The 21786-nt window shown below is 37.9% G+C and carries 19 protein-coding genes and 1 pseudogene; 13 read left to right on the top strand and 7 right to left on the bottom strand.

Translation table 11 applies throughout. The annotated features are described in order from the left end of the window. Positions 1-70 precede the first annotated feature (70 nt). Together dhaQ and dhaS are read right to left on the bottom strand one after the other, a co-directional pair. Positions 71-1060, bottom strand: coding sequence for a DhaKLM operon coactivator DhaQ (dhaQ, locus tag HT698_RS07405; protein ID WP_023936903.1), 990 nt, complete (start codon positions 1058-1060; stop codon positions 71-73). After that, complete coding sequence (gene dhaS / locus HT698_RS07400) at positions 1057-1587, bottom strand: dihydroxyacetone kinase transcriptional activator DhaS (protein ID WP_173217888.1); 531 nt, start codon at positions 1585-1587, stop codon at positions 1057-1059. The genes dhaQ and dhaS overlap by 4 nt, the downstream gene beginning before the upstream one ends. Positions 1588-1740: 153 nt before the next feature. On the opposite strand from dhaS, the gene dhaK reads away from it, so the two are divergent. From dhaK to pdrM, 13 genes and pseudogenes are all read left to right on the top strand, one after another. Continuing rightward, positions 1741-2730, top strand: a complete 990-nt coding sequence (gene dhaK, locus HT698_RS07395; protein ID WP_173217886.1) for a dihydroxyacetone kinase subunit DhaK — start codon at positions 1741-1743, stop codon at positions 2728-2730. Between the two features lie 21 nt (positions 2731-2751). Continuing rightward, entirely contained in the window at positions 2752-3327 is a 576-nt protein-coding gene (gene dhaL / locus HT698_RS07390; protein WP_024057029.1) for a dihydroxyacetone kinase subunit DhaL, read from the top strand. Next, positions 3327-3701, top strand: a complete 375-nt coding sequence (gene dhaM, locus HT698_RS07385; RefSeq protein WP_077805073.1) for a dihydroxyacetone kinase phosphoryl donor subunit DhaM — start codon at positions 3327-3329, stop codon at positions 3699-3701. Before dhaL ends, dhaM begins: the two co-directional genes overlap by 1 nt. Before the next feature lie 593 nt (positions 3702-4294). Beyond that, a complete protein-coding gene (locus HT698_RS07380) occupies positions 4295-5026 on the top strand; it encodes a hypothetical protein (protein ID WP_173217884.1) in 732 nt (243 codons plus the stop codon). A gap of 287 nt (positions 5027-5313) precedes the next feature. Continuing rightward, complete coding sequence (locus HT698_RS10530) at positions 5314-5505, top strand: hypothetical protein (protein WP_173217895.1); 192 nt, start codon at positions 5314-5316, stop codon at positions 5503-5505. 30 nt (positions 5506-5535) lie between these two features. Next, positions 5536-5749 (top strand): annotated as a pseudogene (locus HT698_RS10335) (hypothetical protein). 48 nt (positions 5750-5797) lie between these two features. After that, complete coding sequence (locus HT698_RS07370) at positions 5798-6016, top strand: hypothetical protein (RefSeq protein ID WP_173249615.1); 219 nt, start codon at positions 5798-5800, stop codon at positions 6014-6016. A 123-nt stretch (positions 6017-6139) separates the two neighbouring features. Next, positions 6140-6832, top strand: coding sequence for a YjjG family noncanonical pyrimidine nucleotidase (locus HT698_RS07365; RefSeq protein ID WP_173217882.1), 693 nt, complete (start codon positions 6140-6142; stop codon positions 6830-6832). Between the two features lie 61 nt (positions 6833-6893). Continuing rightward, positions 6894-7547, top strand: coding sequence for a uracil-DNA glycosylase (locus HT698_RS07360; protein ID WP_173217880.1), 654 nt, complete (start codon positions 6894-6896; stop codon positions 7545-7547). A gap of 9 nt (positions 7548-7556) precedes the next feature. Further along, positions 7557-8021 carry an 8-oxo-dGTP diphosphatase gene (locus tag HT698_RS07355; protein WP_001135770.1) on the top strand — a complete coding sequence of 155 codons (465 nt, stop codon included), beginning with the start codon at positions 7557-7559 and terminating at the stop codon, positions 8019-8021. A gap of 12 nt (positions 8022-8033) precedes the next feature. Further along, positions 8034-9302: a dihydroorotase gene (locus tag HT698_RS07350; RefSeq protein ID WP_173217878.1), complete on the top strand. Its 1269-nt coding sequence runs from the start codon at positions 8034-8036 to the stop codon at positions 9300-9302. Positions 9303-9315: 13 nt separating this feature from the next. After that, complete coding sequence (locus HT698_RS07345) at positions 9316-9576, top strand: hypothetical protein (protein ID WP_001105920.1); 261 nt, start codon at positions 9316-9318, stop codon at positions 9574-9576. 10 nt (positions 9577-9586) lie between these two features. Next, positions 9587-10939: a sodium-coupled multidrug efflux MATE transporter PdrM gene (gene pdrM / locus HT698_RS07340; RefSeq protein WP_112443707.1), complete on the top strand. Its 1353-nt coding sequence runs from the start codon at positions 9587-9589 to the stop codon at positions 10937-10939. A gap of 221 nt (positions 10940-11160) precedes the next feature. Here the strand turns inward: pdrM and xerS are convergent, their stop codons facing one another. The 5 genes from xerS to HT698_RS07315 all read right to left on the bottom strand — a co-directional run bounded on the left by xerS (position 11161) and on the right by HT698_RS07315 (position 21749). Next, entirely contained in the window at positions 11161-12231 is a 1071-nt protein-coding gene (xerS, locus tag HT698_RS07335; protein WP_172930548.1) for a tyrosine recombinase XerS, read from the bottom strand. Between the two features lie 559 nt (positions 12232-12790). After that, positions 12791-14341 carry a ClC family H(+)/Cl(-) exchange transporter gene (locus HT698_RS07330; protein WP_112443704.1) on the bottom strand — a complete coding sequence of 517 codons (1551 nt, stop codon included), beginning with the start codon at positions 14339-14341 and terminating at the stop codon, positions 12791-12793. Between the two features lie 15 nt (positions 14342-14356). Continuing rightward, a complete protein-coding gene (locus HT698_RS07325) occupies positions 14357-15136 on the bottom strand; it encodes a ribonuclease HII (RefSeq protein ID WP_173217874.1) in 780 nt (259 codons plus the stop codon). Then, on the bottom strand, positions 15123-15974 hold the full coding sequence (gene ylqF, locus HT698_RS07320; protein WP_173217872.1) for a ribosome biogenesis GTPase YlqF: 852 nt from the start codon (positions 15972-15974) through the stop codon (positions 15123-15125). Before ylqF ends, HT698_RS07325 begins: the two co-directional genes overlap by 14 nt. Before the next feature lie 252 nt (positions 15975-16226). After that, complete coding sequence (locus tag HT698_RS07315) at positions 16227-21749, bottom strand: SIALI-17 repeat-containing surface protein (protein ID WP_173264394.1); 5523 nt, start codon at positions 21747-21749, stop codon at positions 16227-16229. Between the last annotated feature and the right edge of the window lie 37 nt (positions 21750-21786).

Here is a 21786-nt window from a genome sequence, read left to right as displayed (position 1 = left end):
TTTTCATTGAGTATAAGATAAAAGCAAAGGGCTATCAAGTGATGTAGCCCTTTTGAGTTATACAAGCAAATTACCATGCAAAAGCTGTCGTTGGAGCATTGAGCGCTTCTAACCATTGCTTATTTTTTACAGGGCAAAGAGTTACGGATATACCTGCCATATCTAGACTGGTCATAAATGTTCCTGATTTTATAAAGGTAATAGTGACTCCTTCAATTTCTAAGAGTTGAAGGATGTCATTGATAAATATGCCCATTTCTAGGTTGGTAGTAGTACCTAGATTATTTACAAGCAATATAAATTGATCACCCTTTTTCCAATGATAGTGCAATCTTAATTTACTTATAATTTCATTTGCAAGGATTTCCGATGATTGGAATGGGACGATACGATAGCCTTCTTCGCCATGTATCCCAATACCATAAGAAATATTTCCTTCTTCCAAGTTAAATAGTGGAAGGGGGGCTTGGGGGAGACTAGCAGCTTTCGTTGCAAAGCCAATTGTTGCGATTTCGGGAGCAAGTTCATGACCTAAATCAGTTAGTTGCTCTATGTCGGCACCATTTTGAGCTGCATATCCTAGGATTTTATGAAGTAAGATTGTCCCTGCAAGTCCCCTTCCTCTAATTTGAAATCTATTGTGAGGTTCAATAGAAATATCGTCGTGTGCTAGACTATAGCCGACTTTAATTCCTTCTTGTCTAGCGGTGTTAATGGCCCAGCTAAATTCTTTGATGTCTGCTTCGAAATTTTTTACAATGATGAAGACACCGTGACCATTGTTTAAAAAACGAATGGACTCTAAGATTTCAGTTCTTGTAGGTGGAGTAAATAATTGGCCATAGATAGCAGCAGTAAGCATTCCTTCTCCCACATATCCAATATGCGCAGGTTCGTGACCGGAACCTCCACCCGACAAGATTGGAACCTGATGAGGATTTCGATTTTTTTGATAGACTAATGGTAAAGTAGGGTGTTTTTCTAATTCGGGATGACTGCTAACAGTTGCTGAAATGTAACTTGAAATAATTTTCTGTTTATGATTTGAAATAAATGTCATTGTGGTCTCTTTCCAATAATTGTCATGATTAGAAAGTCTGGTTGTGGAACTGGACTTTTTTTATTGACGTAAGCCTTCACGATTTCTGCTAGAGCATGTGAATGATAGTCTAACAAAAAACAAGTATAAGCAGATGAATCAATATCAATCTGACCATATTCTCTTAAAATTTTTGATACAAGCAAGCGACAGTAGCTGATAAAGTGGTCATAGAAGTTATTTTGCCCTTGAATATCAAAAAGTTGAATATAAAAGTCACGCTCTTGTTCGAAATAAAGAAATAGTTCTTGTAATAGTTTTTGGCCCGAAATGAAGTCCAAGTTATTGGTGATATACTCGGTTAAGTCATTTTCAAATATCCAGTCTAGCAGTTCATATTTGTCAAGAAAGTGATTATAAAAGGTCTGTCTACGAATGCCAGCTGATTCCATGATATCTACAATGGAGATTTTGTCAAATTCTCTAGTAGCTAATAGGTCTCTAAATGCCTTGGCAATCCGTTTTTTTGTAATAAGTGATGATGCCATAGGAAACCTTTCTTTTACTTACTTCATTTTACCAAAAAAATGTTTTAAACGGGTTTAAAAGGGGACAAATAATAGAATCTGTCCCTTATCATCCAGCGATAAAAAATATATAATGAAAGCGAAAACAAAGGTAAATACCGAAAGGAGTTTCTCATGAAAAAAATTATAAATGAACCGACACAAGTTGTTGATGAAATGTTGCAGGGATTGTCATTCATGCATGATGACTTGGTAGAACGCTTAGATGGTTTTGATGTCATCGTTAGAAAGGCAGAAAAGACAGGAAAAGTTGGACTCATTTCTGGTGGAGGTTCAGGACATGAACCAAGTCATGCTGGATTTGTAGGAGAAGGAATGTTGTCTGCTGCCATTTGTGGAGCAGTCTTCACTTCACCTACTCCGGACCAAATTTTAGAAGCCATCAAGGCGGCTGATGAAGGTGCTGGAGTTTTCATGGTCATCAAGAACTATTCTGGTGACATTATGAACTTTGAAATTGCACAAGAACTTGCTGAAATGGAAGGTATTGATGTAGCAAGCGTTGTAGTCGATGATGATATTGCTGTTGAAAATAGTCTCTATACCCAAGGTCGTCGAGGTGTTGCAGGTACTATTTTAGTCCATAAAATTTTGGGTAATGCGGCTCGTTCTGGTAAATCATTATCTGAAATGAAGGACTTGGCCGACAAACTTGTCTTAGAAATTAAAACAATTGGATTAGCTCTATCTGGCGCTACTGTTCCTGAAGTTGGGAAACCAGGATTTGTTCTAGAAGATGATGAATTTGAATATGGAGTTGGTATTCACGGTGAGCCAGGATATAAAAAAGAGAAAATGCAACCTTCCGCACAATTGGCCTCAGAATTGGTTGAAAAACTATCTGAAGGTTTCCAACTTAAAGCTGGTGAACGCTATGGCCTTCTCATCAATGGTTTAGGAAGCACTCCTCTTATGGAGCAATATGTATTTGCAAATGATGTGGCTAAATTACTCCATGAAAAAGGTGTTGAGTTGGCATTTAAGAAAATTGGAAACTATATGACCTCAATCGATATGGCTGGTTTGTCATTAACATTGATTCGATTGGCAGATGATGAGTGGTTGGATGCTCTAAATGCACCTGTTACTACTCCAGCTTGGTAAGACTCAAGGAGGAAATGTTGCATGAATGCTGAACAAGCTCTTGAATGGATGAAGCTTTTTAATGAAAAGATTCAAGAACAGAAAGATTATCTTAGTGAGCTAGACACCCCTATAGGAGATGGAGACCACGGTGGAAATATGGCGCGTGGCATGGCTGCAGTTATGGAAAACTTAGAAGGAAAGCAATTTGAGACCAGCAGTGATGTTTTTAAACTTGTCTCAATGCAACTACTGAGTAAGGTAGGCGGTGCTTCTGGTCCCTTGTATGGCTCTGCTTTTATGGGCATGGCCAAGGCTGATTCAAATTCGAAATTAGAAGAAATCTTACAAAGTGGTTTGGATATGATTGTCAAACGCGGGAAAGCAGAAGTTGGAGAAAAGACAATGGTTGATGTTTGGACTCCTGTTATTGCCGCCTTGTCTGATGGCCAGTTGACTCAAGAGGTTATTGATCAGGTAGTGAATGCTACCAAAGATTTACTTGCAACTAAAGGAAGGGCATCTTATGTAGGAGAACGTTCTCTTGGACATATTGATCCTGGATCATTCTCATCAGGATTACTCTTTACTGCTCTTTTAGAAACTGGGGTGGTTTAATGGGAAGTATTGGTCTTGTTATCGTTTCACATTCCAAACACATTGCAGAAGGTGTTGTTGAACTGATTAGTGAAGTAGCTAAAGATGTTCCGATTACTTATGTAGGAGGAACCGAAGATGGAGGAATTGGAACGAGTTTTGATCAAGTAGATAGGGTTGTTTCCGAAAATCCAGCAGATACTTTATTAGCCTTTTTTGACCTAGGTTCTGCTAAAATGAACTTAGAAATGGTGGCTGATTTCAGTGATAAGAGTATCAGGATCAATAGGGTTCCAATTGTAGAAGGTGCCTATACTGCAGCTGCTCTTCTTCAAGCTGGTGCAGAACTGTCAGTTATTCAAACACAGTTGTCGGAGCTTGAAATCAATAAATAAGGAATTTTACTATAACTCTTTTTATAGGTGGGCTATTGATTATCTCAACTATCAAAGTTTAATACTCAATGAAAATTAAAGAGCAAACTAGGAAGCTAGCCGCAGGCTGTACTTGAGTACGGCAAGGTGAAGCTGACGTGGTTTGAATTTGATTTTCGAAGAGTATAAGTAAATGATTTCAAAATCAGAAAAGGATTGCTTTATGCAGTTCCTTTTTATTTTAACAGGAGTAAAGCTATAGCGTTTCTAAATTGTGAATCATTCAAAACAGATTGTGATGGGACTATTCTAGCTTTAGAATCCTTCAAAAATTAACATTGATATTTATGAAGTTAGGGTATTCGATAGTTAGGATTGTTCTATTCTGAAAGATTTGAGCTGTCAATCTTCTAGAATAGTAGTTTGCCAATGAATTTTGTTGAAAGATTCCTTGTTTTATGGTAGTCTAAAGTAAAAGAAAGCCTTATCATTATATTTTCATTTGTTAATAATGTATTTCGACTTTATCTAATGTAGAAGAAAGAAATATCATGAAACGTTTATGACTTGTAGGAAAGAGAATGTGAACTAAAAATAGATTTAGGAGTAGGTAGATGAGTAGTTTAGAGTCAATTCGTAAAGCGCATATCATCGTGTGGGGTGCCTATCTATTTTTATCATTAAGGGCGCCGCTAATTAGCAGCACAGAGTATTTCTTGCTTATTTTTTTAGCGTTTCTCTATTCGATAGTATCACTCCCTATATATTCAGTGAAAAATAAAATAGTATCTATCTGTCTAGCCATAAATTCGATTCTGTTAATGAGTTTCCCGATTTTAATCAATAAATATTTCCCAGGAAAGGTTTCTACTTATATCGTATTAATCAGTATTTTTATCCTGGAGTTCTTAATCTTTAATATAATTGGTAAAGATTTTGATACTAGATTAGCTAGCGAGTATAGGAAAATCAGTCAGTTTAAAAGTAAGATGTCTCAATCTCCTTGGATAAAATATTTAGAGATTTCTAGTTTTATATTAACTATATTTCCATTTATTCTTCATGGTACAGTTGCTAATCGTGTATTGACTCTTATCTTTTTGACAAAAATTTGTGTAGATACTACGATAAAGATTCTATTAAACAGAATCTTTAAGACAAGTGAGGTAATGAAAAGGAGGATATTTTCTCTTTTTGTACTAGATTTGATTGTCTATTTATTTTTAGCTTATGTTTTAGTGATACAAAAAGACGAATATCTGTTTTCAATTCTACTAATTTTTTCTAATTTCTCACTTCCCTTTATCAGAGAAAAAGAGTATGAATTATTTAAAAATAAGAGGTGAGATAGATATGGTTAAATCTTAGTTCTCTTTAAAATCAAATCAGGTAGAGAAAGGATATTTTATCTAGGTGACAAAGTGCTTTAAACGCAGTCAACGATTACCTGTTAGGAAACTATCCTAACCATGCAACGTTAAAGAGGAGAAATCTTATGAAACTCGTATCACCAAATAATTATGTTGCTATTGAGCAAGAGGAGATGATGTATCTTGATGGGGATTATCCATACATAAAGACGGGGGAATGTTACAGTAAACGTAGCCACTGCTTATTTTATGGGGAATTAAATATGTTTAAACTAAGTGATAGAGTCAGAGTGGTCTTTGCTATTTTAGGAGTAAGTTCCATATTGGTTAGTATGTATCTTATACCTTTTATTAAAACTGAGAATAAATTTTGGGAAATACTTGTATTTATATTAGGTGTATTGCTAATTGGAATTGCGTTACTAAGTCATAAAAAAATTAAATTTTGGAAATAGCGTTAGTGAGAAGGACAGGATAATAGTATTATGATGGTTGTTTTAATTTTGATGGTTGTGGTGTTTCTGTATTATGTAATTACCGAGTATTTTCAGAATAGTTATATTGACTGTATACTATTTCTAACATTGCTGATTTCTCATTTTGATATGGAATTACTATTTTTTGCCCATTGAAGTCTTAGTAGCATTAAGTGGAGTAAATTTGCTGTCAAGATTTTTCAAAAAAAAGAGAAGTCAATAGAGTTGTTAGTGGATTATAAAGATGAAAGGTAAAATTGGAATATCTAAAATGAAACATTTTATTGCAGGAATTGGTGAGATAAGATTTATTAGTTATCCATTGTCTCTATGTGTAGGACTAGCCCCTCTTTTTCATATCTATGTCATAGGTTCTGAAATGAATTTTGTGAAAATAGTATTATCTATTTTGGGAGTCATATTTGTATGTATTTTAACTATTGCTCGAATTTATAGAAGATTTTTCTATAATAAAAATAAACTTGACTAGAATAGTATGGATTAGTTAATCAATTGGAACTATTATTTTTGTTATAATTTACTACTTTTAAGTTTTTACATTAAACAGCCGACTGAAGTGAAAGTTGTTTATCCTAGAAAGGAAAACCTCAAATTGTCCTACAAATTTCTACTTTTCGACCTCGACCACACTCTTCTTGATTTTGATGCTGCTGAGGATGTGGCTTTGACGCAACTTCTAAAAGAAGAAGGGGTTACAGATATTCAGGCCTACAAAGACTTTTACGTTCCTATGAACAAGGCTCTCTGGAAGGACTTGGAGCAAAAGAAAATTAGTAAACAAGAGCTGGTTAACACGCGCTTTTCTCGTTTATTTTCTCATTTTGGACAGGAAAAAGCTGGTAGTTTTCTAGCCCAGCGTTACCAATTTTACCTAGCCCAACAGGGACAAACGATTTCCGGCGCTCATGAACTTTTGGACAGTCTCATCGATCGTGATTATGACTTGTATGCTGCGACAAATGGGATTACTGCTATTCAGACAGGGCGTTTGGCTCAATCTGGTTTAGCACCTTATTTCAATCAAGTCTTTATCTCAGAGCAATTGCAAACTCAAAAGCCTGATGCTCTCTTTTATGAAAAGATTGGTCAGCAGATTGCAGGTTTTATCAAAGAAAAGACGCTGATGATTGGAGATTCCCTAACCGCCGACATTCAAGGTGGTAATAATGCTGGGATTGCCACTATCTGGTACAACTCTCATCACCTAGAAAATCACACACAAGCCCAGCCAACCTACGAAGTCCATTCTTACCAAGACTTGCTGGATTGCTTAGATAAACTGTAAAAAGTGGTTTAGATAGCCACTTTTTGCTATAATAGAGGCAGTAAAAAAGAAGGAGTCGGCTATGCAACACTCGTCTTGGCATGCTTTGATTAAGGAGCAATTACATGAGGGTTATTTTGGGAAAATCAATCAGTTTATGGAGCAGGTCTACGCTCAGGGGACTGTTTATCCGCCCAAAGAAAAGGTTTTTCAGGCTCTCTTGACAACACCGCTTGAAGAAGTTAAGGTGGTGATTCTAGGGCAAGATCCCTATCACGGGCCAGGTCAAGCGCAGGGCTTGAGTTTTTCTGTACCCGACTCTATCCCAGCTCCGCCATCCTTGCAAAATATCTTGAAAGAATTGTCAGATGATATTGGGGTCAAGAAATCTCATGATTTGACAGTTTGGGCTGATCAAGGAGTCTTGCTTCTTAATGCTTGTTTGACTGTTCCTGCTGGACGGGCCAATGGTCATACTGGTCAGATATGGGAGCCTTTTACGGATGCTGTGATTCAGGTGGTCAATCATCTAGATAGACCAGTCGTTTTTGTGCTCTGGGGAGCTTATGCACGCAAGAAGAAGGCCTTAGTTACCAATCCTCATCACTTGATTATCGAATCAGCCCATCCCAGTCCTTTGTCAGTTTATAGAGGATTTTGGGGTTCTAAGCCTTTTTCCAAGGCCAATGCATTCTTAAAAGAGACAGGACAAGAGCCAATCGATTGGCTTAGATAAGGAGAAAATATGCCTCAGTTAGCGACAATTTGCTACATTGATAACGGGAAAGAACTGCTTATGCTCCACCGTAATAAGAAGCCAAATGATGTTCATGAAGGAAAATGGATTGGTGTGGGTGGTAAGCTAGAGAGAGGAGAGACACCTCAGGAATGTGCAGCGCGTGAAATCCTCGAAGAAACAGGGCTCAAAGCTAAGCCTGTTCTAAAAGGTGTTATCACTTTTCCTGAATTTACGCCAGATTTAGACTGGTACACCTATGTTTTTAAGGTGACAGAGTTTGAAGGGGACTTGATTGACTGCAACGAGGGAACGCTAGAATGGGTTCCCTATGATGAGGTTTTGAGCAAGCCAACTTGGGAAGGTGACCATACCTTTGTTGGGTGGCTTTTAGAGGACAAACCCTTCTTTTCAGCCAAGTTTGTTTATGATGGGGATAAATTGTTGGATACCCAAGTTGATTTCTATGAATAAAGGAGAAAGCAGATGCTACTAATTAAAAATGGTCGTGTAATGGATCCCAAGTCTGGTTTGGATCAAGTGTGTGATGTTTTGGTCCAAGATGGGAAAATTGTCAAAATTGCGCCTGAAATCAAGAAAGAAGGAGTAGAGGTGCTTGATGCTACTGGTCTTGTAGTTGCACCTGGCTTGGTCGATATTCATGTTCATTTCCGTGAACCGGGTCAAACACACAAGGAAGACATCCATACTGGGGCACTAGCAGCTGCGGCAGGTGGTTTTACTACTGTCGTCATGATGGCTAATACCAGTCCAACCATTTCAGACGTGGAGACTTTGCAAGAAGTTCTCCAGTCAGCTGCCAAAGAGAAGATTAATGTCAAGACGGTTGCGACTATTACTAAAAATTTTAATGGGCAAGATTTGACTGACTTTAAGGCGCTTTTAGAAGCAGGTGCGGTTGGTTTCTCAGATGATGGTATTCCGCTTGAAAGTAGTAAAGTTGTCAAGGAAGCCATGGAGGAAGCTAAAAAGCTTAATACCTTTATTAGTCTTCATGAGGAAGATCCAGGATTGAACGGTGTTCTTGGCTTTAACGAAAATATTGCTAAAGAGCATTTCCATATCTGCGGTGCGACTGGGGTGGCTGAGTATGCTATGATGGCGCGTGATGTCATGATTGCCTATGCAACCAAGGCCCATGTTCATATTCAGCATTTGTCTAAGAAAGAAAGTGTTAAAGTAGTTGAGTTTGCTCAAGGTTTGGGTGCGCAAGTCACAGCAGAAGTAGCACCACAGCATTTCTCGAAAACAGAAGCTCTCCTTTTGACACAAGGAAGTAATGCCAAGATGAATCCGCCGCTTCGTTTGGAATCAGACCGTCGTGCTGTTATCGAGGGTCTTAAATCAGGCATCATCACAGTTATCGCGACAGACCACGCGCCTCACCATGCAGATGAGAAAAACGTTGAGGATATTACCAAAGCACCATCTGGTATGACAGGTTTAGAAACCTCCCTGTCTCTCGGCTTGACCTATTTGGTGGAAGCTGGTGAGTTGAGCTTGATGGAATTACTCGAAAAGATGACATACAACCCAGCCAAGCTTTACAACTTTGAAGCAGGTTATTTGGCTGAGAATGGTCCAGCGGACATCACTATTTTTGATGCTAAGGCTGACCGCCTTGTGGACTCCCAATTTGCTTCGAAAGCAGCTAATTCACCATTCATCGGTGAAACCTTAAAAGGGCAGGTTAAATATACAATCTGTAAGGGACAAATTGTCTATCAAGCTTGATAGGAGTTAGAATATGAATTATTTTCGAAAACGTAGGGAGAGAAAAGCAAAATCTAATAGCGGAATTTACTGTCCCGCATCTAATCGTTCTAAAATTCAATATGAAACTAAAGAAAAAGCTGACCATGCAGTTCAATATGATAATGGAGGTTTAGTTAGAAGCTATTATTGTCGTACATGTGCGTGTTGGCATACTACTTCAAAATCTAATAACCCTCCGCTAAGTTTGAAAAATTATGGTCTGAAACTCTTTGGTTTAGATAAATCAGAATAGAAAGAGAAGTATGTATAAGACAAAGTGTTTACGAGAGAAGTTAGTATTATTTTTAAAAATTTTCTTCCCAATCCTGATCTACCAATTTGCCAATTATTCTGCCTCTTTTGTTGACACTGCAATGACAGGTCAATACAATACTATGGACTTGGCTGGTGTGTCTATGGCGACCAGTATCTGGAATCCTTTTTTTACCTTCCTAACAGGAATTGTGTCAGCCCTGGTGCCCATCATTGGTCACCATCTTGGTCGAGGAAAAAAGGAAGAAGTTGCATCTGATTTTTACCAGTTCATCTATTTGGCTTTGGGACTATCTGTGGTCTTGCTGGGGATGGTACTTTTCTTGGCACCACCAATCTTGAATCATATTGGACTAGAAGCACCAGTGGCGGCAGTAGCGATTCGTTATCTCTGGTTTTTATCTATCGGGATTATCCCTTTGTTGCTATTTAGTGTCATTCGTTCCTTGCTGGATTCGCTGGGGTTGACCAAACTGTCTATGTATCTTATGCTTTTGTTACTTCCTCTCAATAGCGGATTTAACTACCTCTTGATTTACGGGGCCTTTGGAGTTCCAGAACTGGGAGGTGCTGGGGCTGGTTTAGGAACTTCTTTGGCTTACTGGGTCTTGCTGGGGATTTCTGTTCTGGTTCTATTTAAACAGGAGAAGCTCAAGGCTCTACATCTTGAGAAACGAATTCCGCTTAATATGGATAAAATCAAGGAAGGAGTTCGTTTAGGTCTGCCTATTGGGGGGACTGTCTTCGCGGAAGTAGCCATCTTTTCCGTGGTTGGCTTGATTATGGCGAAGTTCTCGTCCTTGATTATCGCTAGTCACCAGTCAGCTATGAACTTTTCAAGTCTCATGTACGCCTTTCCCATGAGTATCTCATCTGCTATGGCTATTGTCGTTTCCTATGAAGTGGGAGCTAAGCGATTTGATGATGCGAAAACCTATATTGGTCTAGGGAGATGGACTGCCCTCATTTTTGCGGCCTTCACCTTAACCTTCCTTTACATTTTTAGGGGAAATGTGGCCAGTCTTTATGGTAACGATCCAGAATTTATTGATTTGACAGCGCGTTTTTTGACTTATAGCCTTTTCTTCCAGTTAGCAGATACTTTTGCGGCACCGCTCCAGGGAATTTTACGGGGCTATAAGGATACAGTTATTCCTTTTTACCTTGGTTTGGTTGGTTACTGGGGGGTGACACTCCCAGTAGCTATGGTATTTGATTCCCTAACAGATTTTGGAGCTTATTCTTACTGGATTGGTTTGATTATTAGTCTAATCGTAAGTGGGGCTCTCTACCGTTGGCGTTTAACTGTGATTATGAAGAGATTTGAATCCAGAAAAGCTTGATTTTTAGAATTCCTACAAGCAAAAATATCCTTCCTTATCTGCCTTATCTGCATTATTTTTGCTATAGTTAAATTAGTAGTAGGAAAATGAGAACTTCAAAAATATAGAAACAATTGATATTTCACGCTACTTTACTGGTATCAGATATAAAGAAAAAGAAGTTGCTAAAACAAGCAACTTCTTTTTTTGAATTTCGTTTTACATAATTTATTTTATGTAGTTTATAAACTATCCAAGGCATTTTTTTGTTCATCGTTGACGATATGGGTATAGAGGTCAGTGACTTGTGTACTGGCGTGTCCTAGCTGGTGACTGACCAAAACTTGTGATTTAGTAGCATCATATAGCCTAGTTGCTAGGGTATGGCGCAGTTTATGGGGTGTTACACGGACTTTGAAGTCCTCTGAGTATTTAGCAACCATTTTTTCAACGCTGGAAGCATCGATACGATTTGGTACACCTCGGTATAAGGTCAGAAAGAGCGCTGTGTCTGTCTTTTCCGTCTTATAGCGTTGATTTCGAATGGCTAGATAATTCTCTAAATAAGGCTTAGCAAAAGCAGCGACATTGACCGAGTCACGTTTGCCACCTTTTCGAGTGACATCAATAACCATCATCTTGAGATTGAGATCTCTTAGATCCAGATTAACAGCTTCAGATAAGCGAACACCAGACGCCAAGAGAAGGGCAATAATGGCCAAATCACGTTCTTTATTTTTGTTGAATGATGAGAGAGCGCGATTTGAAAGTTGTTGTGGATACTCTTGGTCAATATAAGTTAGAAAACCTTCTGTTTCATCACCTAAAAAGAGTTTTTGCTTGATGTTTTCAGCTCTGGCAGCAAGCGTTTCTTTCTTTTTTTTGGTTGAAACTTTCTTCATTACATTACGATAAAAATAAGGTTCCCCCTGATCGTTTTCAACCTCCTCGGTCAGATACTTGTAAAGACTAGAAAGTGCTGACAAAGTCCGATTGATGGTTGTCTGAGAAACTCCTTGCTTGGTTGTATTAGCATTCAGCAAAGGACGTTCTCGAAGATAAAGGATAAAAGCCTCCATATCTTTCTTTGACATGTTTTCCAAGACAGATAAAGGAATATTAGACATTTTATCAGCGTTTGAGATACCAGACTCTAAAACCCAGCTGAAAAATCGATCATATTCCTTGAGATATTCGTACAAGGTTGTAAAACTGTAAGGAACAGCAAGCTTAGATTGGTAGTATTCCAGAACATACCAGGGCATGATTTGTTTTAGTTTGTCGATTCGTTCTAGTAAAATCTCACGTTTCATGTATTTTCTCCATAAATAAGTCTACTAGTAGTATAGCATAGACCTATATATTTTTCAAGAAAATTATAGTTTTTCGGAAAGATGTTATAGAGCTTTTTAAAAAAGACTTAGACCTGAGTAAAAGGGATCTAATCTAAGTCTTCGGAGTTATTATTGTGAATCATTAGCTAGTGCTTTTTCTAGTTTCCAAATACTAAACCAGAATGAAATAGTCAACAGAATAAAGAAAATAATAAAGAGCTCACCCACTAAACTTCTGTTCATACTACACAACTGAAGAGCTATATAAGGAGCTATGAGATACAAAATACATTGTATAATTGCTATTGTTTTCTTTTTCATGATTTTAATCTTACTGTACAGATTTGATACAGTAAACTCCTTTCTAGCTTTATGCTTTATCATTTCTAACTTAATTATAGTCTTATTTTTACCAAAGCTCAATTATTTATATGTAAAATTCCCCATCAGTAAAAAATAACCGATCTCATTTCTGAGAATCGGTTATTTAAATAAATTAAGCCAGTTGTTTACATAATATAAATTATGTAAAACTACTCTACAACAACAAATCTTTGACTTTCCCAATTTCGCTTTTTGGAATAACTAGATGAATCATATCACCCAGATACATTCTGGTTGAGCCGTTAACTGTTTGGCTCTTGCCATTATGGACTTGGGTAGTGATGAGGACGTTGTGTGGTAAGTTGAGTTCATGAACTTGTTTCCCAGCAATTTTATCAGAAACTGGTATTTCGATAAGTGTCACTTCTCCTTCGCTGGATACTTCTTCTGGAAGCATTTTTTCCAGCATGGCTTCATAGACTGGTGCACCCTTGAGCAAATCCATGATGATGTAAGCTACTAAGGTTACTAAACCAAGTGGCATGAGGTTGCGAATATCTCCTACCATCTCAGTTACGAGGATCATGGCAGTTAAGGGAGCTTTTGATATGGCTCCAAAATAACCACTCATTCCTAGAATGACAAATATAGGGAATTGCTCTTGACTGACAAGTCCAATATTCACACAAATGACACCAACTAGGGCACCAAGCAAGGAACCGAGAGCCAAAATAGGTAGGAAAATTCCTCCTGGAAGACCACTTCCATAACTAATCATGCTCCAGATAAAGCGAATTAAAAAGTAAGCTAATAGAACTTGAAAACTAAAATCTTGCTCAGTTAGGGAAAGTACCAGCTGATTTCCACCACCAAGGATGTGGGGTAAAAAAATTCCGACTGGTATGATGAGAATGAAGGCCAGAATTGGATAATAAGCTCTATCCAAATGGATTTTTTGACCAATCCAATCATAAACTCGACCAACATTGAGCACAGCTTTCTCATAGAGAAAACCGGAAAGACCCAGAAAAATTCCCATGAGGAGGTAAATCCAATACTGATCTAGGGTCATGAGTGGGATATTATCAGGCATATCCAGTACGGGTGTTAGGCCAAATATGAGCAGAGAAACAAAGTTTGCTACGAGACTAGCTGCTAGAGTAGATACCCAGAAAAAGCGAGAAAAGTGATGATAGACTTCTTCTACGACAAAGAGAAGACCCGCTATTGGAGCATTAAAGGCTGCGGCTAATCCTGCTGCAGCACCACTAGCAATCAGGGAACGTTCCTCCACTGGACTGGATTTGAGCCACTTGGCAATTCCTTTACCACCAACTGCTCCCAGTTGGATACTTGGCCCTTCACGCCCCAGCATGAGTCCGCTGGCAATAGCTAGAATTCCTAGAATATATTTTTTCCAGAGAACGCCCCACCAGTTAAGGGTCATGAGGCCTTTCAGTTCGGCTTCGACTTGAGGAATTCCTGAGCCTTTAATATCTTTTTCAGAGCGTGTCAGTTTGGCACTGAGCCAGCAGATGATTAGATAAAACAGGGCGATAATAAATAAATTAACAAATAGGTGCGCTTGAGCTTGATAAAGTCCTTGTATCAGGTGGAAGCCTTTTTCAATTAAGAAACGAAAGGATCCGACGATAATTCCAACGACGAGGCCGACAATGATTCCTCGACCAACTTGGGATAGTATAGTGCTGGATGCAAAGGCGAATTCTTTCTTAGAACGGACTATTTCCGACTGTTCCTCCATGGTATTTCCTTTCAATTAACTTTCTTTTTTACCTAAAACCAGGGATTTAACGGGTTCAAAGCTGGTTCGGTGAATTGGGGTAACTCCTAGTTTTTTCAGTCCTTCCAGGTGTTTGGCTGTTCCATATCCTGCATTAGTAGCGAAATCATAGCCAGGGAACTGCTGATCGTAGTCCTTCATCAATTCATCACGGGTCACCTTGGCTACTATGGAAGCTGCTGCGATCGAGAGGGAGTTGGCATCTCCTTTGATGATGGAGGTTTGTGAAATGGGCAATTCCAGTTTCATGGCATCTATTAGGAGGTGCTCGGGTTGAGGACTGAGCTGGGAGATTGCTTCTTGCATGGCTAGTTTGGTTGCTTCATAGATATTGACTTGGTCGATGACCTGATTATCCATGATACCAATTCCAATCGACAAGGCTTGGTCTTGAACGGCTTGAAAAATCTCCAGATGTTTCTTTTTAGGGATTTTCTTGCTGTCGTTGAGGCCTTTAATCTTACAATTTTGAGGTAAAATAACGGCTGCAGCAACCACAGGCCCAGCTAGAGGACCTCGGCCGACTTCATCAACACCAGCAATTAAGGTCAATCCTTGCTTATACAGTTCCTTTTCATAGGAAAGCATGGATTCCAAACGAAGATCCTCATCCAATTCTGCCTGAATAGCTTTTTTACGCTTGCTGATTTCCTTTTGAACTCCAGAGCGATTATCCTTTTCAAGCTCTAAAAAAATAGGGCTTTCTAACTCCTTGACCGTTTCAAGGAGTTCTTTGATTTCTTTAATCGTCGCCATCGAGGTCTTCCAATGTATCTAAGGTATAGTTACCGAGTTTGCCATCACGGACTTCCTTCACGAAGAGACTGTAAAAACGGTCATAGTCATCACGGAAACCGAGGGCACGGGTCATATCCATAATAATAACAGTCGCTTCTTCTTCAATTTTCATTTGTTTGAAGCGTTCAGCCAGCTTTTCTGGATAATGTTCTTTGAAATAATTAAGACCAAAAATGGTCACCTCGTCCATAGGGAGCAACTGGTCTTTAATAGCTCCAGTCAAGGCTAGTTTAAGAGCAACAGTTTCGTCTTCGAATTTAGGCCAGAGAATCCCTGGTGTATCCAAGATTTCCAGGTCTTTATTTGTTTTGAGCCATTGTTGTCCCTTGGTCACCCCTGGTTTATTGCCGACAACGGCAATTTTCTTACCAGCTAAACGGTTCATAAGAGTTGATTTACCAGCATTTGGAATCCCGATAATCATGGTACGCAAGGTTTCAATCTTGATACCACGTTCTTTCTGACGAGTAATCTTATCAGCCATGAGTTTTTTTGCCGCATCTGTTACAACTTTTACAGTCACTTGCTCTTTGGAGTTGATAGCTAGCGTCTGGATTCCTTGTGATTCAAAATACTGACGCCATTCTTTGGTCATTGCTGGGTCAGCCAAGTCTGCCTTGTTTAAAATCAAGAGTTTTGGTTTGTCACCAACAATCTTGGTCAACATAGGATTTTGACTAGATAAAGGTAAACGTGCATCCACCAAAATCGTTACAAAATCAACAAATTTTAAATTTTCCTGAACCTGTCGACGTGCTTTAGACATGTGACCAGGAAACCATTGAATAGTAGCCATTGAATTTTTTCCTTTCGTAGCAAGGGTTTAGATACCCTATTTTATTTTACTATCGTTTGAACATAGAGAGTTCTCAAATGAATGATGTTCAAATAGTTTTTTGTTTTATGATATAGAAATCTACTTTATATTATATCATGACTTCTTTCTTTTGTCCGATGATAGCCTTTCAAGCACTCTATATAGAAAAAAGCCATCAAATGATGACTTTTCAGAGGGAGCAAAAAACTGCCCTCTTTATATTTTAAACATTTAAATGTCTTCTTTAAACAGTTGGTTAAAGAAACCGTCTGTGTTTTTAAGAAGGGCTTTGAAGACCTTAGATTTCAAGTCCACTGTATTTTTGAAATGATCTTTAATTTTCGGATCTGACATACCATCAAGATCTTTTTGAACAGCTCTATCAAATAAAGTACGTAACTCATCATAGTTGCTAATATGAGTTCCATCAATATCGATAGCTTCAAAACCTTTCTTAGCTTTAGCAAGAACTTCCCCGTACCAATGTCTCTTCCACTCTTCAAGAGTATTAAAGTTTCCTTTCGATACTTTCTTAATAATAAAGTCATCGCCTAAGAGACCTTTATTTTCGTTATTAGCGGCGCCTTGATGTTTGCTTGAAACATAATCAATAAATCCATGTTCGTATCCATAGTAACCCCACATACGGAAGGCATTGTGCTTAAATGATAATGAACCAGGAGCACCTTGACTCGTATTACCACCATAAATACCAGCCATCATTTGAACATTAACATATGCTGAGTTAGGCGTGAAGTCCTCTGGTCGGAACACACCATTGCCAGGATTATTATGTTTAGTCATAAAGTTATTATCAACCAAATCATCAATACTTGCCAATGGCTTGGTTTTCTCTCCGTCATTTAGGTCACGAACTTTATCCCATTGGTGTGGAGCGGTTAATTTGTTTAAACCATCAACATGTCTATCGACTCTGTCAATTTTCTTGAACCACTTGCTATTGTCACCATTTAATTTTGGAATTACAGCATCTGCTTCAACATAATCCAACATCATTAATGCTTCATTGTAGTTCTTCATGTAGCGATCAATATCTTCACGAGTTTTAAGTTTATCAGGGTCATAGTTATACCACTGTTCACCATTATTCTCACGATGATAAGCCATATTCAAACCTAAAGCACCATATTCTCCGTTTGGATTTGATACCGATGGCGTTTGCAACATACCTTGAGCAAAGGCTTCTAAATCCGTACCTTGACGATGCCAATGACCACCATAGTAAGCCATACGATCATTAACGTGAGTAGTTTCATGTGTAAATGCGGATGTTCCAAAATCACTAATTAAATCTGTCATAACGAAATAAACTGCATCCATCGGTTGCGGTGCTGCAAAAATATATGCATATGCTCCGTATCCATATTGGTAAGGATGATACTTTCCAATACGACCAAAGAATTCCCTGACTGGAGTATAGTCTGGTTTTCCATTTCTATGTCCGAATCTATCAGGCCAACCACCTGGAGCGTTATGATTATCCCATACAGGAGTTGGAACTCCATTTTGACTCTTAAGAAGTTTATCGCGGACATTATCAGTAGCAAGACGTGACCAAAAATCTAAGTAATTAACTTGCTCTTTAGCACGTTTATTGATTTCACTCTTGAACGCTTCACGTTTTTCTGCTGTATCTTTACCATACTTTTCAAATGAACTAAATGAGATAGTATTATACGTTGAAATCATAAATAAATGTGCATTTTTCAAGTTAAGAAGAGGTAAAATCATGCGCCCATGCTGCCCATTATTAATTCCTTCGTATAGACGATATTTTTTGTTGGTAAATGCAGGGTTCGTTGATGGTTGTTCAACTACATACGCGTTCTTTTCAATAGCTTTCTTAAACCAATCATTTATATCTGTATGGTTAGTGAATAGCTTCATATTGTAATGTAAGAATCCATTTAATTCATTTATTCCAATTGTTCCACCTATAGTTTCACGATAAGCTTCTAAAGTTCTATCTCCTTTAACATTTCTTTCACTTGAACCAATTTTGATTAAGAAATCTAAGACATTAACATTCTTACCATAAAAATCAGGTTTAAACATCATAATATCTTTAATTGATAACTCATCGTATTTAAAACCATAATATTGATTTAAGTAGGCCAGTCCCATCATGATTTTAGCTTTGTTGTCTTCAACTTTCTTCAGTAAAGCACGTTCAGCTAATTCGTTATCGTTGAGTTGATGATCTTCATTTTCAACAATAGCTTTAACTAATTTGCCAAGATTTTCTTTCACTTCCGCAAAGCTTTCTTCAAAGAATAGATCTTTAATATAACCATTCTTACGTTCATCCGAATTAGCATTAGGATCTCTAGATGTATCTCGTTTATCCATCAAAGCACGGACTTCTTGTGAAATCAATTCTACACTTGATAATTGATCTTTAACATCAGCAATCAATTTATCACGATTTTTAACAACCATATTTGGTGTGTAAACCACATCATCTAAACCATCAATACTATACTCACGAACTTGTTTCACCTTAGAATCAGCAACTGCTGTCACGTTCATTTCTTCTTTGGTGCCATCCGCATAGTGAACCATAATCTTATCAATATCCGATAGATCAGTAACAAATTGCCCTGCTTTCATACCTGTTACAGACAGAACAGTTTTCTTAACAAGATTGGACTCACCTGTTAACTTATTCCCTTGGTTTACAATCCACTCTTTATTATAGAACGGTTGAAGTTTTTCAATATTGCGATAGGCTTGTTCACGTTCAGCTTTGTAATCTTGCGTTGTCTTATACTCATTATCATGAGTAACAAATCGATTCAATCGGTCAACAAGTAATTCAGGCATCTCATAGGTGTTAGCTGTAATGTTGTAGGTTAAAATTATATTATCAGCCTCTTCTTTCGAAATACCTTTGATGATATTCGAACGATTATAGGATTTATTACCCTCACTAATACCATTTACCGTATAAGTGTTGATAACGCGCTCAGATGTATAATAGGAATCTTGGTCGATATCTGAGTGTCCAAAAGCTATTTCACCGTTCTTTACTTTCATCATAGACACATTATTTTTAATCATACCTAACATCCAGTTATTACCAACTAAGCCACCTGATTTAAGTGAATCTTTAACATAGAGTGTACCTTTTGCCACAGAATTGGTTAAAACACCTTCTCTACTATAGCTATGGTTATCCCCACCATTTTGTGTCGAATAAACAATACCCGCAGCTTGAGCACGGTTACCAATGATATTGGCATCTACATATACTTTATCGATAACGCCTTTCCAGTTTTCTCCAACGATACCAGTCAAGAATTGTCCACCATCGCCGACAGAAGTTACGTTACCGATAAAGGCTACATTTCTGAGTGTACCTTGATTATCAATCTTATCAATAAATCCAGATACCCAGTTCTTACCTAATACGTTACCAGTCACTTTGACATCTTCAATTTTAGCGCCGCCTTTAATAGTGTCGGCAATCGGTGCAATGCGGTCTGCCCAAGGCATATTGATATTTACATTCCCCAGATTTACTTTGGTTACTGTACCACCGATAATGTTCTTAAATAACGGACGTTCCGTATTGTGGATGGTATAATGTTTCCCATCTACACTCTTCAATGTACCTCTAAAGTCGCCGTCAACATACCATTTCTTAGGTGTTGGTACATTCGTTGCATTCAAATCTGCTCCGATTTTAAATGTACCATTTTTGTCAGCATTCATGGCATCTACTAACTCTTTAAAGTTATAATAAACGTCATCAACTTTTGGAACTGGTTTTTCAATATAATGAACATACTTGTTACGAACTTTCGTTGGGTCTGTGTGTTGAATCAAATCTTGTGCTTCAGCAGTTATTTTGTAAAGTTTTTGACCTTCTTCAGTCACCAACTCAATCTTATCAACTGCTAAACGTGTTACTTTATTATCACGACTAGTGATTTTTAAGTACATTTTCTTCACATCTTCATCTGAAGGTTTTTCAGTCATGAAATCACTAGGTGTTTCAGTACCATCGTCATTTACCTTCACTAAATTAGTAGATGAAATATTTTTAATTTCAACTTTTTTCAAATCCAAGCGAAGTGGTTTCTCTTCTAATGTTGCAGTTTCTTCTCCCTTACCACGGTCATAGGTCATAGTGGTCTCTATCTTATAGTCCTTGTAGAATTTTAAATCTTCTACCTGCTTATTTAACTGCTCTGAAGTCAAATCTACTGTTTTGACAATTTCATTTCCATCTTTAATTGTCGCAGTAATTTTATTGATTGTGACTCCATCTGTATTAACTAAATGATAAGAAAGAGTTGCGGATCGGTTTAATACATTTGTATTTGTTCTATCTAAGGTCAAAACAGGAGCCGTTTTTTCTTTAGGTTTTTCTTTGGTACCTTTTACAAGAATTTTAGGCTTCATTTCTTTCAAAATAGTTACTGTTTCAACTGGGTCACTGATTTTTTTGCCATGTAACTCTTCATAGCTAGTAACAATTTGACGTTCGCCATCCTCACCAACTTGTCTAACAGAATCATCGCCTATAAATTTGCTAGGATCAGGTTCTTCTATAGTGGTTTTAGGAATAGTCTCTGTCCGAATATCGGTATGTAAAGAAGGCAACTCTTCTCTTTCTGATGCAACTTCTGAAACTGTAGATATTGGTTCAGTATACTCTGGAATGTCGTTAACAGGTGGTGCAATCAAGTTGCCGTTTTCATCCACTCCTGTTGTACCTACTGGTTCAGTGTATGCTGGAATGTCGTTAACAGGTGGCTCAATCAAGTTGCCGTTTTCGTCTACTCCTGTTGTACCTACAGGTTCAGTATATTCTGGTTTCTCAGTTTTAGGCGCTTTATCTGGAACTGTACCTACAGGAGCTGTGTACTCTGGCTTCTCAGACTTAGGCGCTTCATCTGGAACAGTACCTACAGGTTCAGTGTATGCTGGTTTTTCATGAACTGCTGGTTCAACTAAATTACCGCCAATTGGAGCTGTATATTCTGGTTTCTCATGAACTTCAGATTCTACCAGATTACCACTAGCTGGTGCTGTATGTTCTGGCTTCTCAGCTTTAGGCGCCTCGTCAGGGACTGTGCCTACCGGTGCAGTGTACTCTGGCTTCTCTGATTTAGTTGTCTCGTTTGGAACGGTGCTTACAGACTCTGGATTTTTAGGTTTTTCTGCTTTAGGCGCTTCATTAGGGATACTTTCCTGAGTTTCAGATACTGGAACATTTTTTGTCCCCTCAGCTTTATGTTGAATTTCTGAAATTGCATCATCATTAAGGGGTAAGTATCCAATATAACGATACCCAGCAATTTGAACTACTCCTTCATTACTTGGAGCTTTCAAAGGATTGCTTAGATCGAGAGCTTGCATACTAGAAAGACTAATCAGTCCAATCGTAGTAACTAAGAACAGACTAGCAACTTTTTTATTTTTATGAACCAAAAGGACTAAACTACCAACAGCTAATAGACCTAAAGCTGTAAGCACAGAAGTCGATGAACCTGTCGCAGGAAGAGTTTCCTGCTGATAAATAAGAGCATAAGTTACCTCATTATCAGTAGGAATTCCTGCTTGAATCTTGCTTTGTTCTTCCTTTGTAAGATCGCTTTTTTCAACATAATGATAGGTAGAAGCATGAATGATTGACGGCGCAACCAAGATACTTCCGAGTAATACCGAACCAACAATCCCACAGATTTTTCGGATCGAAAATCGTTCTTTTTTAAATAATGACAAGCGTAATCACCTTCTTTAATTTTATTTCCTAACAGTA

The sequence above is a fragment of the Streptococcus sp. 3109 genome (genome assembly GCF_013276905.1).
Classification (GTDB): domain Bacteria; phylum Bacillota; class Bacilli; order Lactobacillales; family Streptococcaceae; genus Streptococcus.
Note: the sequence above shows the minus strand (reverse complement) of the source record. Positions and strands in the feature narration are given on the sequence as shown.

Excerpts from the sequence above, each read along its gene's own strand:
- dhaQ (WP_023936903.1), bottom strand. The coding sequence starts at position 1,060 with ATGACATTTATTTCAAATCATAAACAGAAAATTATTTCAAGTTACATT.
- dhaS (WP_173217888.1), bottom strand. The coding sequence starts at position 1,587 with ATGGCATCATCACTTATTACAAAAAAACGGATTGCCAAGGCATTTAGA.
- dhaK (WP_173217886.1), top strand. The coding sequence starts at position 1,741 with ATGAAAAAAATTATAAATGAACCGACACAAGTTGTTGATGAAATGTTG.
- dhaL (WP_024057029.1), top strand. The coding sequence starts at position 2,752 with ATGAATGCTGAACAAGCTCTTGAATGGATGAAGCTTTTTAATGAAAAG.
- dhaM (WP_077805073.1), top strand. The coding sequence starts at position 3,327 with ATGGGAAGTATTGGTCTTGTTATCGTTTCACATTCCAAACACATTGCA.
- HT698_RS07380 (WP_173217884.1), top strand. The coding sequence starts at position 4,295 with ATGAGTAGTTTAGAGTCAATTCGTAAAGCGCATATCATCGTGTGGGGT.
- HT698_RS10530 (WP_173217895.1), top strand. The coding sequence starts at position 5,314 with ATGTTTAAACTAAGTGATAGAGTCAGAGTGGTCTTTGCTATTTTAGGA.
- HT698_RS07370 (WP_173249615.1), top strand. The coding sequence starts at position 5,798 with ATGAAACATTTTATTGCAGGAATTGGTGAGATAAGATTTATTAGTTAT.
- HT698_RS07360 (WP_173217880.1), top strand. The coding sequence starts at position 6,894 with ATGCAACACTCGTCTTGGCATGCTTTGATTAAGGAGCAATTACATGAG.
- HT698_RS07355 (WP_001135770.1), top strand. The coding sequence starts at position 7,557 with ATGCCTCAGTTAGCGACAATTTGCTACATTGATAACGGGAAAGAACTG.
- HT698_RS07350 (WP_173217878.1), top strand. The coding sequence starts at position 8,034 with ATGCTACTAATTAAAAATGGTCGTGTAATGGATCCCAAGTCTGGTTTG.
- HT698_RS07345 (WP_001105920.1), top strand. The coding sequence starts at position 9,316 with ATGAATTATTTTCGAAAACGTAGGGAGAGAAAAGCAAAATCTAATAGC.
- pdrM (WP_112443707.1), top strand. The coding sequence starts at position 9,587 with ATGTATAAGACAAAGTGTTTACGAGAGAAGTTAGTATTATTTTTAAAA.
- xerS (WP_172930548.1), bottom strand. The coding sequence starts at position 12,231 with ATGAAACGTGAGATTTTACTAGAACGAATCGACAAACTAAAACAAATC.
- HT698_RS07330 (WP_112443704.1), bottom strand. The coding sequence starts at position 14,341 with ATGGAGGAACAGTCGGAAATAGTCCGTTCTAAGAAAGAATTCGCCTTT.
- HT698_RS07325 (WP_173217874.1), bottom strand. The coding sequence starts at position 15,136 with ATGGCGACGATTAAAGAAATCAAAGAACTCCTTGAAACGGTCAAGGAG.
- ylqF (WP_173217872.1), bottom strand. The coding sequence starts at position 15,974 with ATGGCTACTATTCAATGGTTTCCTGGTCACATGTCTAAAGCACGTCGA.